Raw genomic sequence first — 12452 nt, 5'->3', positions numbered from 1 at the left:
GGGCGGGGGCGGCGGAGGGTGGACGCGGTGGTGGTGGCGATGGCGGCGGCGGTGAGGGCGAACGTCGCGGGGATGCCGGCGGCGTGCGCCGCGGCGCCCGCGCCGAGGGAGCCGATGCCGGTGCCGCCGTCGTAGGCGACGTTCCAGACGGTGCCCGCATGGCCCGGGTCCGTCCGCTGGAACATCACGCTGAGGGTGTCGTTCTGCAGCACCCCGAAGGCCAGCCCGTACACGGCGGCGCCCGCCAGGACCCCCGCCGGCGCCCCGCCCGCCGCGGCCGCGGCGAGGCCGCCCACGCCGAGCGCCGAGCAGGCCGCCGCGGGGAGTTGGAGGCGTCCGGCGCCGTGCCGGTCCGACCAGTGGCCGGCCGCCCAGCGGCCCAGCACGATCCCCGCGGAGAGCAGCAGCAGCGCCGCGGAGACCGTCCCGCCCGAGATTCCCGGCGTCAGCGGCAGGAACGCGGTGAGGACGCCGATCGCCGCCGCGGCCGCCACCATCAGCGCGGTGGGACGGGAGAGCCCGCGCGCCGGCCGGTGCGCGGGCCGCGCCGCGTCCGGGGCCGAGGCCGTGGCCGGCGACGGCCCTGCCTCGCGGATCAGCGACGCTAGGGGCGCCGACGCCAGGCTGAGCAGCGCCGTCGCGACGAACACCGGCCGGAAGCCGAGGTGTTCGGCCGTCCAGAGCCCCAGCGGCAGCCCGATCAGCTGCGGCACCCCGACGGCCACCCCGTACAGCCCCACCGCCCGTCCGCGCCGCTCCGGCGGCACCAGCACCGCGGTGAGCGCGCTCCCGGACACCGCCACCACCCCGAACCCGGCGCCGCGCAGCGCCGAGAAGAGCAGCACCGGCGGCAGCGCGTCCGAGAGCGCGTACCCGAGGGTGGGCAGGCCGAGCAGCAGCGAGCCCAGCGCGAGCAGTCGGGAGAGCCCGATCCGCCGCATCAGCGGCCGCATCGCGAACTGCGCGGCGACGGTGGCCGCCATCGTCACCCCGGTCGTCGCCCCGACGCCGGCCGCCGGGCTGCCGCCGTGCGCGGCCCATACCGGCACCACCGACAGCAGCGGCGCGTAGTTGGCGAACGATCCGACGGTGGCGAGGAGCAGCAGCGTGAAGGCGGGCACGGGATCCGTTCTAGGTGGAGGGGGCGGCCGCTGTCCATGCCATTGCCGGGCGGGCGTCCGGATTGTCCAACCCTGTGGTTGGAGTTCTCGTATGCTGGGCGCATGGCATGGGACACCGCACGCACCAAGCGCCTGCTCCTCGAGGCGGCCGTCGAGGAGTACGCCGAGCACGGGCCGGACGGCGCGCGGGTCGACCGCGTCGCCGCCCAGGCGGGCGTGAACAAGGAGCGGATCTACCAGTACTTCGGCGGCAAGGAGAAGCTGTTCACCGCCGTGCTGGAGGCCGAGCTGGCGAAGGCGGCGGACGCGGTGCCGCTGCCCGCGCCCGGCGAGGGCGACCTGGGCGATTTCGCCGGCCGGCTCTACGACTACCACCGCGGCCACCCCCACCTGCTGCGTCTGCTGAGCTGGGAGGGGCTGCGGGACGGCCGCGCGCCGGTCGCCGCGGAGGCGGCGCGCGCCGCGCACTACACGGAGAAGGCGGCGGCGGTCGCCGCGCTGCAGGAGGCCGGCGCGGCGGACCCGCAGGTGGCCCCGGGACGGCTCTTCGGGGCGGTCTTCGCGCTCGCCACCTGGTGGCTGACGATGCCCCAGCTGGCCCGGATGTCCCTCGCCGGCGCGGACGGCTCCCCGGCGGCGACGCGCGGCGACCTGGTGGCCCTCGCCCGCCGGATGACGGCGGCCTGAGCGTCTCGGTCGGGAGCGCGGTTCTCTGCCAGGTGGCGGGACGTTCTCCGCGCGCTCGCGCTCGCGCATGCGCGGCGAGGCCGCGTGTCCGGCAGCGCCCGGCGCTCCTGCGGCGGCGCCGATCAGCGGTGGCGCTTGCTTGGCGGCGTGACCGTCGCACGGAACGGTGCTGCCGGGAGTGCGGCTCTCTGCAGGACGGCGGGACGTCGCGCGCGCGGCGGGGCCGCGTGTCCGGCAGCGCCCGGCGCCCCTGCGGCGGGGCTTGTTTGGCGGTGTGGCGGTGGTGCGGGGCGGCGGCGCTGGGAGTGCCGGGTGGCGGGACGTCGTCCGCGCGGCGGGGCCGCGTGTTCGGCAGCGCCCCGCACCCCTGCGGCGGGGCCGCCGCTCAGCCTCGGCGGCGGCGCAGCAGGACGCCTGCGCCCTGGCCGCCGTCGATGGGGATGACGGCGCCGCTGGTGTAGGAGGACGCCGGCGAGCTGAGCCAGAGCACCGTCTCGGCCACCTCCGCCACCGTGCCCACCCGCTGCATCGACACCGCGGCCGCAGCCTGGCGGCGGCCCTCCTCGCCGGCCCGCTCCATCGCATGCGTGTCGATCGGGCCCGGCGCCACCACGTTCACCCGCAGCCCGAGGTGCCCGTAGTCGAGCGCCGCGACCTGCGTCAGGGCGATGATCCCCGCCTTGCCGGCGACGTACGGCGCCAGCCCCGACACCGCCTGGACGCCCGCCAGCGACGCCATGTTGACGATCGTCCCGGCGCCCTCCGCGGTCTCCAGGATCGCCGGGATCTGGTGGCGCATGCCGAGGAAGGTGCCGCGCACGCTGGTGGCCATCGCGCGGTCGAAGTCCTTGGTGTCCAGGTCGGCGAGCGGGGCCGGCATCACCGATCGGTTGGCGTTGTTGAAGGCGGTGTCGAGCCGCCCGAACTCGGCGACCGTCCGCTCGACGAGGGCGCGCACCTGGTCCTCGTCCGTCACATCGGTCGGGACGGCCAGCGCCTTGCCGCCGGCCCGCTCGATGCGGGCCGCCACCGCCGCCAGGTCCTCCGCGTCCCGGGCCGCCACCGCGACGGCCGCGCCGGCCGCGCCGAAGGCCTCCGCCACGCCCGCGCCGATGCCCCGGCTGGCGCCGACGACCAGCGCCACCTTGCCCTCGAAGTCGTTCCGCTGAGTGTTGGTCATGAACCCCACGGTGGTCCGCGGCGCCGCCGCCGTCGTCGTACCGGCGGCGACACCCCGGCTACGCCGAGCGGAGGAGCCCGCGAAGGAGCCCGCGGCGAAGCCTCAGGAGAAGTCGGCCGTGTGGTCGGCCGCCCACTGGGCGAACGTGCGTCCCGGACGGCCCGTCACCCGCTGCACGTCGGGGGAGGGCACCTGCGGATGCTCCACCGCCGCGCCGAACGCGCCGAGCAGCGCGTCCACCGCCGACTCGGGCACCCCGGCCCCGACCATGGCGGCGCGGGCCTGCTCGACCGGGACCTCCTCGTAGCGGATCGGCCGCCCCAGCGCCTCGCCCAGCAGCCGGGCCTTCTCGGTGTTGGTGACCGCGGCCGGGCCGCTGAGCTCGTAGGCGGCGCCGATGTGGTCGTCCGTCAGCAGGGCGCGGGCGGCGACGTCGGCGATGTCCTTCTCGTGGATGGTGGCGATGCCGGCCTCCGCGAACGGGCCGCGGACGACGTCTCCCGCGCGGAGCTGGGGGCCCCACTGGAACACGTAGTTGGTGGCGAACTCGCCCGGCCGCAGCATCGTCCACTCCGGGACGGCGCCCTTCACGGCCGCCTCCCAGGCGCGGTGCACCTCGGCGATCATGCCGTGCGCGGGCTCGTCCTCCGGGAGCACCGACTGCGAGGAGACCAGCACGATGCGCCGGACGCCGCCCTTGGCGAGGACGTCGACCAGCTCGGAGGGATCGCGGCCGAAGAGCACGGCCGGGTTGACGAAGGCGGTGTCGACGCCGTCCAGCGCGCCGGCCAGCGACGCCGGGTCGGCGCCGATGTCGGCGCGGACGACGTCCACGGCGGCGGGCAGGCCCGCCTTCTCGGGGGAGCGGGTGACGGCGCGGACGGCGGCGCCCTCCGCGAGCAGGAGGTCGGTGAGGTTGCGGCCGATGTTCCCGGTGGCACCGGTGAGCAGGTACACGGGCGTGGTCCTTTCGAGTGGAAGCGACCGGCGTGCCCACCCTACGGCCGCAGCAGGCTGTCACCCAAGGTAATGAGTTGGTAACAATCTGGTGGTATCCAAGTAGTGGGTAGCCGACTTCACCGGTTATCCAGGTAAAGCACCGTAAAGCAACGTAAAGAACCGACACGAGGGAGCCCCCCATGCCGGTCATCGAGGACCCTGCTGCGGCAGCGCCCGCCCCCACCGATGCCGAGGTCTTCGCCGCCCATCTCGGCGGCAAGCTCCGTATCCAGCCCCCGACGGCCGTGCTCGACGCGCGCAGCCTGTCGGTCATCTCCACCCCCGGCGTCGCCACCGTCAGCCGCGCCATCGCCGCCGACCCCTCCCTCGCCGCCCGCTACACCTGGGCGCACCGGCTGGTCGCGGTGGTCAGCGACGGCACCGCCGTGCTCGGCCTGGGCGACGTCGGGCCGACCGCCGCGCTGCCGGTCATGGAGGCCAAGTCCGCCATGTTCAAGTCGCTCGGCGGGCTCGACTCCGTCCCGCTGGTGCTGCACGGCGGGCCGGACGTGCCGATCGGCGACGTCGTCGACACCCTCGTCCGGCTGCGTCCCTCCTTCGGCGCGGTGAACCTGGAGGACGTCGCCGCGCCGCGCTGCTTCGAGCTGGAGGCGGCGCTGATCGAGGCGCTGGACTGCCCGGTGATGCACAACGACCAGCACGGCACGGCGATCGCCATCCTCGCCGCGCTGCGCGGCGCCGCCCGGCTGCAGCGGCGCGAGCTCGGCGAGCTGCGGGCCGTGGTGGCCGGCGCGGGCGCGGCCGGCGCGGCGTGCGCGCGGATGCTGGTCGGCGCCGGGGTGGGCGAGGTGGTGGTGCTCGACTCGCGCGGGGTGCTGCATCCGCTCCGCCCCGGGCTCGTCCCGCACAAGCTGGAGCTCGCCGCGCTCACCAACCGCCGCGGCCGCACCGGGGGGTTGGCGGACGTGCTGCCCGGCGCGGACGTCTTCGTGGGGCTGTCGTCCTCGCGGGTGGGGGAGGAGCTGATCGCGTCGATGGCGCCCGGGGCGATCGTCTTCGCGCTCTCCAACCCGGTGCCGGAGGTGGATCCGGCGGTGGCGCGGCGGCACGCCGCGGTGGTGGCGACGGGGCGCAGCTGCTGGCCCAACCAGATCAGCAACCTGCTGGCCTGCCCCGGGGTCTTCCGCGGGGCGCTGGACGCGGGCGCGACGCGGATCACCGACGCGATGAAGTTCGCCGCGGCGGACGCGCTCTTCGAGCTGGCGGCGGAGGATCTGTCGGCCGAGTCGGTGGTGCCGGACGTGCTGGATCCGCGGGTGGCGCCGGAGGTGGCCGCTGCGGTCGCGGCCGCCGCCGCGGCGGCGGGCTGACGGCCCGTCCGCGCCGGGGCCGCCGGCACGGCGATCTTGACGCTCGCTCAGCGGCCGGGTAGGCCTGCATGCCATGAGCGAGCAACCGCGCCGGCGGCCCAACATCCTGTTCCTGATAGCGGACGACCACCGGGGGTTCCACGACCCGCAGGTCGCCACCCCGCACCTCGACGCGCTCGCCGGGCGCGGCACGCGGTTCCTCGGGGCGCGCTGCCAGGGCGGCATGAACGGAGCGATCTGCGCCCCCAGCCGGGCGCAGATCATGACCGGGAACGAGCTCTTCGGCGCCACCCGGAACAACGTTGTCGGCGACTGGCCCGGCACCAGCGAGATCGCCGAGGACGCGCCGATCCTCCCCGAGGCGCTCGCCGCCGCCGGCTACCGCACCCACCTCGTCGGCAAGTGGCACAACGGAGCGGCCTCCGCCGCCCGCGGCTTCGCCACCGGTGAGGCCGTCTTCCTCGGCGGGATGAGCGACCACTGGGCCGTCCCCGCCCGCACCCTGGACGCGGGCCGCGCCGAGCCGTTCTCCGAGCCGGAGATCCGCGAGCAGCACTCCACCGACCTGTTCGCCGAGGCCGGCGAGCGGTTCCTGCGCGGGTACGACGCCGAGGACCCGTTCTTCCTCTACATGGCCTTCACCGCCCCGCACGACCCGCGCACCGCGCCGCCCGAGTGGGCCGCCCGCTACAACCCGGACGACATCGAGCTGCCGCCGTCCTTCATGGCCGAGCACCCCTTCGACAACGGCGGGATGCACGAGCGGGACGAGCACATCACCCCGTTCCCGCACGGCGCCGGCACCGTCCGCCGCCACCTCGCCGACTACTACGCGATGATCGGCCACCTGGACGACGGCATCGGCCGGGTGCTGCGCGCCCTGGAGGAGAGCGGGCACGCCGAGGACACCGTCGTCGTCTACACCGCCGACCACGGGCTGGCGCTCGGCGCCCACGGGCTGCTGGGGAAGCAGAACTCCTACGAGCACAGCCTGCGGGTGCCGCTGGTGATGGCCGGGCCCGGCGTGCCGGCCGGCCGCGAGGTGGACGCGCTCAGCCTGCACGCCGACCTCTTCCCCACCCTCGCCGAGCTGGCCGGCGGGCTGCCCGTGCCGGGGACGGTCACCGGGCGCAGCCTGGCGCCGCTGCTCGACGGCCGGAGCGAGGAGGCCCGCGGCTACGTCCACTCGGCCTACATCGACGTGCAGCGCTCGGTGCGGGACGAGCGCTGGAAGCTGATCCGCTACCGCCGCACCGAGGCGCGCGGCGGCGCCGGCACCGATCTCGTCCAGCTGTTCGACCTCGCCGCCGACCCGTGGGAGACCCGCGACCTTTCCGCCGACCCCGCGCACGCCGCCGAGCGCGACCGGCTCGCCGCCGAGCTGGCCCGCTGGCAGCACGCCATCGGCGACCCGCATGCGGAGGACTTCGCGGAGGCCGCGTTCACCGGGACGGATTGACGGGCCGTCCGCCACCGGGCCGAAAAGCTGACCAACCGTAAGAATGAGGAGCGAACAGCCTGTCCTCGCTCAAATCCCATCGACTCGGAGGGTCGAACGGTGAACATGCGTCAGCACCGGCAGCGGACCGCACGGATTCGGACCGTCCTGGGCGCCGCCTGCGCCACCCTCGCCGCGGCCGCCCTGATCGGCGGCTGCTCGAGCTCGGGCTCGGGCGACTCCAAGGCGTCCCCCACCTCGACGGCCTCCGCGGACAAGCCCACCTCCGGCGGCCTGCCCTCCGACGCCAAGCACAACGGCGCCGCCACCCAGTTGGAGGAGGACTACCAGGCCACCATCAAGGCGGTGCTGCCGTCGGTCGTCCAGATCACGGCCGGCGACAGCCTGGGCTCGGGCATCGTCTACGACGGCAAGGGCCACATCGTCACCAACGCGCACGTCGTCGGCAGCGCCAAGAGCTTCACGGTGACGCTCGCCAACAGCAGCCAGCAGCTGAAGGCGAGCCTCACCGCCAGCTACCCGACGGACGACCTGGCGGTGATCAAGCTCGACAACCCGCCGTCCAGCCTGCACGTCGCCGGGTGGGAGAGCAGCGGGAGCACCGCCGTCGGCCAGATCGTGCTGGCCATGGGCAACCCGCTGGGCCTGTCCAGCAGCGTCACCCAGGGCATCGTCTCGGCCACCGGACGGACCGTCAGCGAGCCCAGCGGCGGCGGCTCGCCCGGCGCCACCATCCCCAACATGGTCCAGACCTCCGCGGCCATCAACCCGGGCAACAGCGGGGGCGCGCTGGTCGGGCTCGACAACAAGGTGGTCGGCATCAACACGCTCGCCGCCACCGACCCGGAGCTGGGCGGCAGCGCGGCGCCGGGGATCGGCTTCGCCATCCCGTCGGACACCGTCAAGAGCGTCGCCGACCAGCTGATCAGCCAGGGCAAGGTGACCAACAGCGGGCGGGCCGCGCTCGGCGTCACCGTCCGGACGGTCATCGACAGCAACTTCCAGCCGGCCGGCGCGGGGATCGTCTCGGTGGCCTCCGGGCAGGCGGCGGCGAAGGCCGGGCTGAAGGACGGGGACGTGATCACCGGGATCGACAGCACGCACATCTCCTCGGCCGACGACCTCACCTCGGCGCTGGCCGGCCTCAAGCCGGGGCAGCAGGTGACCGTCCACTACACCCGGGACGGCGCGAAGCGGACAGCGTCCGCGACGCTGACCCAGCTTCAGTCGCAGTAGCCGGGCGCGGGGCGCGGACCGGCCGATCCTCGATCGAACCGGAGCCGTCCGCTGTGGCCTGCGTCACGGCGGACGGCTTTGTCTGCGGCGGGGGGCGGACGCGGAGGCCGAACTTCCCTAGACTCGGGACCACATCGACGCGACCTTCCTTGGGGGCCGTTCGCATGGGGACCGCAGTCGCTCTCCTGGTCATCGGCACGGCACTGGCCGTGCTGGCACCACGCATGCTCAGCCACGCGCACTGGCAGGAACAAGAGCCGGTGGTGGCGCTCTGGGTGTGGCAGTGCGCCGTCACCGCGGTGCTGGTCTGCTACGCCATCGCGCTGGTGCTCAGCGGCGCCGCGCTGTGGCCCGCGATGCGCGCGGGCCTCTTCCAGGGTGCGCCGAACCGGGTGGAGGCCTCCTACAACCTCGGTGCCGGCCGGCCCTGGCAGGCGGTGCTGGCGGTGACGATCGGCGCGGCCGGGATGTATCTGATGGGGCATCTGCTGCGGGAGGTGGCGATCGCCCGGATCAGCCGGCGGATGCGCTACCGGGCGCTGATGTCCGCGGCGCCGGTGCTGCCGTGCGAGACGGTCGGGCGGGAGCGGATCGTCGTCCTGGAGAGCGAGCACCCGGAGGCCTGGGCCCTGCTGGTGCCGCGGCGGCCGCTGCAACTGGTGGTCTCCACCGGGGCGATGCGGACGCTGACGGAGGCGCAGCTGGGCGCCGTCCTGGAGCACGAGCGGAACCATGCGCGGGCACGGCACCACTGGCTGCTGCAGTCGGCGGGGGCGCTGGCGTCGGCGTTCCCGCGGGTGTCGCTCTTCACGGGGTACGCGGAGCGGGTCGGGCGGCTGGTGGAGATGGCCGCCGACGATGTCGCGGCGCGGCGCTTCGGGAGGCTGGCGACGGCGGAGGCGCTCGTCGACCTCAACGAGGGGCGCGGCGCGTTCGGCGGGCCGGGGCCGCGGGTGCGGCCGATGCCGCCGGTGGAGTGGGCGCCGGGGGCGCCGGTGCCGGCGCCGGTCGGCCAGGTCGCGGAGCGCGTCGACCGGCTGCTGGTCGGACGGCCCCGCCTGCAGCCGCTGCAGCGGCTGCACCTGACCACGACGGGCGTCTTCATCCTCGTCGTCCCCGTCCTCCTGGCCTTCGCCCCGGGCGTGGCCGCCACCCTCGCCCGCTGACGCTCCGCGGCGCCCCCCGCATTCCGCCGGCGGGCCGGCGGGCTGGCGGGGTGCCGGGGCGAAGCGGCGGCGCAAGGCCGGGGGGGGTGACGCAGCACACTGCCGCGGGGGCGTGCGGCGCTGCACAATGGCGGCCGTGCCGCCGATGGCGTCGGCACCACCGTGGAGGTCCGCATGCCCAACACCGCGCACAGCGCGCTCTTCACCACCCTGTTCGACGACGCCGCGCTCTTCCCACCCGGGAACGCGCCCATGGACTCCGCCGTCCGGGCCCACGAGGCCCTCCTCGGCCGGGAGGACACCGTCGAACTCGTCGGCCCGTTCGTCTGCCGATCCGCCCGAATACCCGAACTCGTCGGCGCCCTTGCCGGCCTGACGCCCCCTCCGGACGGCTTCTTCCTCTCCCTCGTCGCCCGCGGCGGCCGCGACGAGCTGCTCGCCGCCCTCGCCGCCGCCGACGCCCCGCCGCTGGTCGTCGGCGCCGTGGAGCTCGCCAACCCCGACACCGCCGCGGCCGTCGCCGCCCTCGACGAGCTGCTCCCCAAGGAGGCCGCCGGCTTCGTCGAACTGCCCTGGCGCAGCCTGGAGGCCGGCCTCGACGCGCTCGCCGCGTCCACCTCCCCCGACGGGCTGCGCGCCAAGTTCCGCACCGGCGGCACCGACGCCTCCGCGTTCCCCACCGAGGCGCAGCTCGCCGGCGCCATCGCCGGGGCAGTGCGGCGCGGCCTCGCCTTCAAGTGCACGGCCGGCCTGCACCACGCCGTCCGCCGCGCCGACCCCGAGACCGGCTTCGAGCACCACGGCTTCCTCAACGTGATACTCGCCACCGCGGCGGCGCTTGACGACCCGTCGGACACCGCCGCCGTCGCCGCGGCCCTCGCCGAGCGGGACCCGCAGGCCGTCGCCGAGCGGATCCGCGCCCTGGACGGTCCCCGCGCCGCAGCCGTCCGCGGACGATTCACCTCTTTCGGTACCTGCAGCATCGACGAACCCGTGTGCGACCTGGTAGACCTCGGGCTGCTCGCGTTGGCCATGGAGTGATCAACGCCCCGGAACCAGGGAGTGCGAAAGCGTGCCCGAGACCACCACCTGCTGGGCCGACCTGCCCGCCGACACGCCGTTCGGCCTCGACAACCTGCCCTACGGGGTGTTCACCGTGCGCGGGGTGGAGCGCGACCGGCCCCGGGTCGGGGTCGCGGTCGGCGACCGCGTCCTGGACGTCGGCAGGGCGGCCCGCGCGGCGGGCCATCCGGCCCTCGCCCGGACGCTCGACGGTCCCGACCTCAACCCGCTGCTGAGGCTCGGCCGTTCGGCGTGGACGGAGCTGCGCGGCATGCTGCGCGACTGGCTCACCGACGAGGACCACCGCGAGACCGTCGAGCCGCTGCTGCTGGCGCGGGCGGACGTGGAGATGCATCTGCCCTTCCACCCCGGCGACTACGTGGACTTCTATTCCTCGGAGCACCACGCGGCCAACCTGGGGCGGATCCTGCGGCCGAACGACGAGCCGCTGAAGCCGAACTGGAAGCACCTGCCGGTGGGCTACCACGGGCGGGCCGGGACGGTGGTCGCCTCGGGCACGCCGATCGTCCGCCCGCGCGGGCAGCGCCTCCCGGCCGGCGCCGGGGCGCCGGAGTTCGGGCCGTCCGCGCGGCTGGACATCGAGGCCGAGATGGGCTTCGTGGTCGGCGGCGCGGGCACCCGGCTCGGCGAGCCGGTCCCGGTGGAGGAGTTCCGCGACCACGTCTTCGGCGCCGTGCTGGTCAACGACTGGTCGGCGCGGGACATCCAGGCGTGGGAGTACGTCCCGCTCGGCCCGTTCCTCGCCAAGTCGTTCGCCACCTCGGTGGGCGAGTGGGTGGTGCCGCTGGACGCCCTGGAGGAGGCCCGCACGGCTCCGCCCGAGCGGGACGTCGAGCTGCTCGACTACCTGCGGGACGGCGCCGAGCAGGGCGGCCCCTGGGGCTTCGACGTGGCGATGGAGGTGCGGCTCAACGGGGAGCGGATCGCCGAGCCGCCGTTCGCGTCGATGTACTGGACGGCCGCGCAGCAGCTCGCCCATCTGACGGTGAACGGCGCGGTGGTGCGGGCCGGGGACCTCTTCGCGTCCGGGACGGTCAGCGGGCCGGAGCCGCACCAGTGGGGCTCGCTGATGGAGCTCACCCGCGGCGGGCGGGAGCCGCTCAAACTCGCCGACGGCGAGGAGCGGACGTTCCTGGCGGACGGCGACGAGGTGGTCATCACCGCGACGGCGCCCGGCGCGAACGGGTCGCGGATCGGCTTCGGCGAGGTGGCGGGGCGGATCGCGCCGGCGCGGCGGTGACGGCGCGTCCGTGGTGACGGCGGCGCGGCGGCGGTGACGGCGCGTCCGTGGTGAACAAGAGGCCGGGGGCCGCTCCGGCGCCGTAGTCCCGTACGGCGCTGGGCTGGCCCCCGACCCGTTGACCTGTACCTCTCCACCCGATGACGTACAGGCACCGGACCCTTCCCCCCGGAAAGGCGGAACCCCCGAGTACCGCCCCTGTCCGGCACCACTGTTGTCCCACGGGTGGGACAACGACCGTTCAACGCCCCATCAACGCCGCGTTCGCGCTCGTCATGGGCACGCTGACGCCGTGTTGATCCTCCTGGTCCACGCTGAGGGGACAACATCAGGGGGATTGTCATGACGCAGCGTCAACCGCAGCCGCCGCAGCCGCCGACACCGCCGTCCGTCCGCATCGACCTGCTGGGTCCCCTGGAGGTGCGGGTGGACGGCCGGCCCGTGGAGATCCGCGGCCGCCTCACCCGGGCCCTGCTGGTGCGGCTCGTCCTGGAGCGCGGGCGGCCGGTGCCGACCCCGCGGCTCGTCAGCGACCTGTGGCCGGACCACCGGCCGACCGACCCGCACGAGGCGATGCACTCCTTCGTCTACGCGCTGCGCCGCGCGCTGGAGCCGGCGCGGGTGCCGCGCAGCGCGCCGACGCTGCTGGTCTCGGAGCACGCGGGGTACGCGCTGCGGCTGGGCGAGGACGCGGCGGACGCGTGGCGGTTCGAGGCCGCGGTGCAGGAGGCGACGCGGGCGCTGGGCGCGGACCGCGGCGTCGAGGCGGTGCGCCGCCTGGAGGCGGCGCTGGCGCTGTGGCGGGGGCCCGCGTTGGACGGCTTCGCCTCCCGCGCGTGGGCGTCCCGCGAGTCGGCCCGCCTCGAGACGCTCCGCGAGCTCGCCCAGGAATGCCTCCGCGAGGGCGCCCGCTGAGTCCCCGCCTTGCCGCCGCCCCTCCGCCCCGGCAC

At 75.3% G+C, this 12452-nt stretch carries 11 protein-coding genes; 8 read left to right on the top strand and 3 right to left on the bottom strand.

The window, feature by feature from the left end; genetic code table 11:
* Nucleotides 1-1121: MFS transporter (locus BIV57_RS21995; RefSeq protein ID WP_071658616.1), on the bottom strand; the 1121-nt coding region annotated here is incomplete at its 3' end.
* 102 nt (nt 1122-1223) lie between these two features.
* Here BIV57_RS21995 and BIV57_RS21990 point away from each other — a divergent pair.
* Nucleotides 1224-1808 carry a TetR/AcrR family transcriptional regulator gene (locus BIV57_RS21990; protein ID WP_071658615.1) on the top strand — a complete coding sequence of 195 codons (585 nt, stop codon included), beginning with the start codon at nt 1224-1226 and terminating at the stop codon, nt 1806-1808.
* A gap of 385 nt (nt 1809-2193) precedes the next feature.
* Here BIV57_RS21990 and BIV57_RS21985 read toward each other — a convergent pair whose 3' ends face one another.
* Together BIV57_RS21985 and BIV57_RS21980 are read right to left on the bottom strand one after the other, a co-directional pair.
* Nucleotides 2194-2988 (bottom strand): SDR family NAD(P)-dependent oxidoreductase, encoded by a 795-nt coding sequence (locus BIV57_RS21985; RefSeq protein WP_071658614.1) that lies wholly within the window; start codon nt 2986-2988, stop codon nt 2194-2196.
* A 102-nt stretch (nt 2989-3090) separates the two neighbouring features.
* The gene (locus BIV57_RS21980; RefSeq protein ID WP_071658613.1) at nt 3091-3945 is read right to left on the bottom strand and encodes an NAD(P)H-binding protein; all 855 of its coding nucleotides are present in this window, start codon (nt 3943-3945) and stop codon (nt 3091-3093) included.
* A 182-nt stretch (nt 3946-4127) separates the two neighbouring features.
* On the opposite strand from BIV57_RS21980, the gene BIV57_RS21975 reads away from it, so the two are divergent.
* The 7 genes from BIV57_RS21975 (at nt 4128) to BIV57_RS21945 (ending at nt 12417) form a co-directional block, all read left to right on the top strand.
* On the top strand, nt 4128-5318 hold the full coding sequence (locus tag BIV57_RS21975) for an NAD(P)-dependent malic enzyme (protein WP_071658612.1): 1191 nt from the start codon (nt 4128-4130) through the stop codon (nt 5316-5318).
* A 73-nt stretch (nt 5319-5391) separates the two neighbouring features.
* Nucleotides 5392-6777 (top strand): sulfatase family protein, encoded by a 1386-nt coding sequence (locus BIV57_RS21970; protein ID WP_071658611.1) that lies wholly within the window; start codon nt 5392-5394, stop codon nt 6775-6777.
* 105 nt (nt 6778-6882) lie between these two features.
* Entirely contained in the window at nt 6883-8013 is a 1131-nt protein-coding gene (locus BIV57_RS21965; protein WP_071658617.1) for a S1C family serine protease, read from the top strand.
* 164 nt (nt 8014-8177) lie between these two features.
* Nucleotides 8178-9179: a M56 family metallopeptidase gene (locus tag BIV57_RS21960; protein WP_071658610.1), complete on the top strand. Its 1002-nt coding sequence runs from the start codon at nt 8178-8180 to the stop codon at nt 9177-9179.
* A gap of 174 nt (nt 9180-9353) precedes the next feature.
* A complete protein-coding gene (locus BIV57_RS21955; protein WP_071658609.1) occupies nt 9354-10220 on the top strand; it encodes a hypothetical protein in 867 nt (288 codons plus the stop codon).
* Between the two features lie 31 nt (nt 10221-10251).
* Nucleotides 10252-11502, top strand: a complete 1251-nt coding sequence (gene fahA, locus BIV57_RS21950) for a fumarylacetoacetase (RefSeq protein ID WP_071658608.1) — start codon at nt 10252-10254, stop codon at nt 11500-11502.
* Nucleotides 11503-11844: 342 nt separating this feature from the next.
* Nucleotides 11845-12417: an AfsR/SARP family transcriptional regulator gene (locus BIV57_RS21945; protein WP_071658607.1), complete on the top strand. Its 573-nt coding sequence runs from the start codon at nt 11845-11847 to the stop codon at nt 12415-12417.
* The last annotated feature ends 35 nt before the right edge of the window (nt 12418-12452 follow it).

Origin of the sequence: Mangrovactinospora gilvigrisea (genome assembly GCF_001879105.1) — a bacterium.
Lineage (GTDB): Bacteria > Actinomycetota > Actinomycetes > Streptomycetales > Streptomycetaceae > Mangrovactinospora > Mangrovactinospora gilvigrisea.
This window is presented reverse-complemented; position numbering and strand designations above follow the sequence as displayed.

What these genes read in the sequence shown, in the direction of transcription:
- BIV57_RS21990 (WP_071658615.1), top strand. Translation starts at nt 1,224, where the DNA reads ATGGCATGGGACACCGCACGCACCAAGCGCCTGCTCCTCGAGGCGGCC.
- BIV57_RS21985 (WP_071658614.1), bottom strand. Translation starts at nt 2,988, where the DNA reads ATGACCAACACTCAGCGGAACGACTTCGAGGGCAAGGTGGCGCTGGTC.
- BIV57_RS21975 (WP_071658612.1), top strand. Translation starts at nt 4,128, where the DNA reads ATGCCGGTCATCGAGGACCCTGCTGCGGCAGCGCCCGCCCCCACCGAT.
- BIV57_RS21970 (WP_071658611.1), top strand. Translation starts at nt 5,392, where the DNA reads ATGAGCGAGCAACCGCGCCGGCGGCCCAACATCCTGTTCCTGATAGCG.
- BIV57_RS21965 (WP_071658617.1), top strand. Translation starts at nt 6,883, where the DNA reads ATGCGTCAGCACCGGCAGCGGACCGCACGGATTCGGACCGTCCTGGGC.
- BIV57_RS21960 (WP_071658610.1), top strand. Translation starts at nt 8,178, where the DNA reads ATGGGGACCGCAGTCGCTCTCCTGGTCATCGGCACGGCACTGGCCGTG.
- BIV57_RS21955 (WP_071658609.1), top strand. Translation starts at nt 9,354, where the DNA reads ATGCCCAACACCGCGCACAGCGCGCTCTTCACCACCCTGTTCGACGAC.
- BIV57_RS21945 (WP_071658607.1), top strand. Translation starts at nt 11,845, where the DNA reads ATGACGCAGCGTCAACCGCAGCCGCCGCAGCCGCCGACACCGCCGTCC.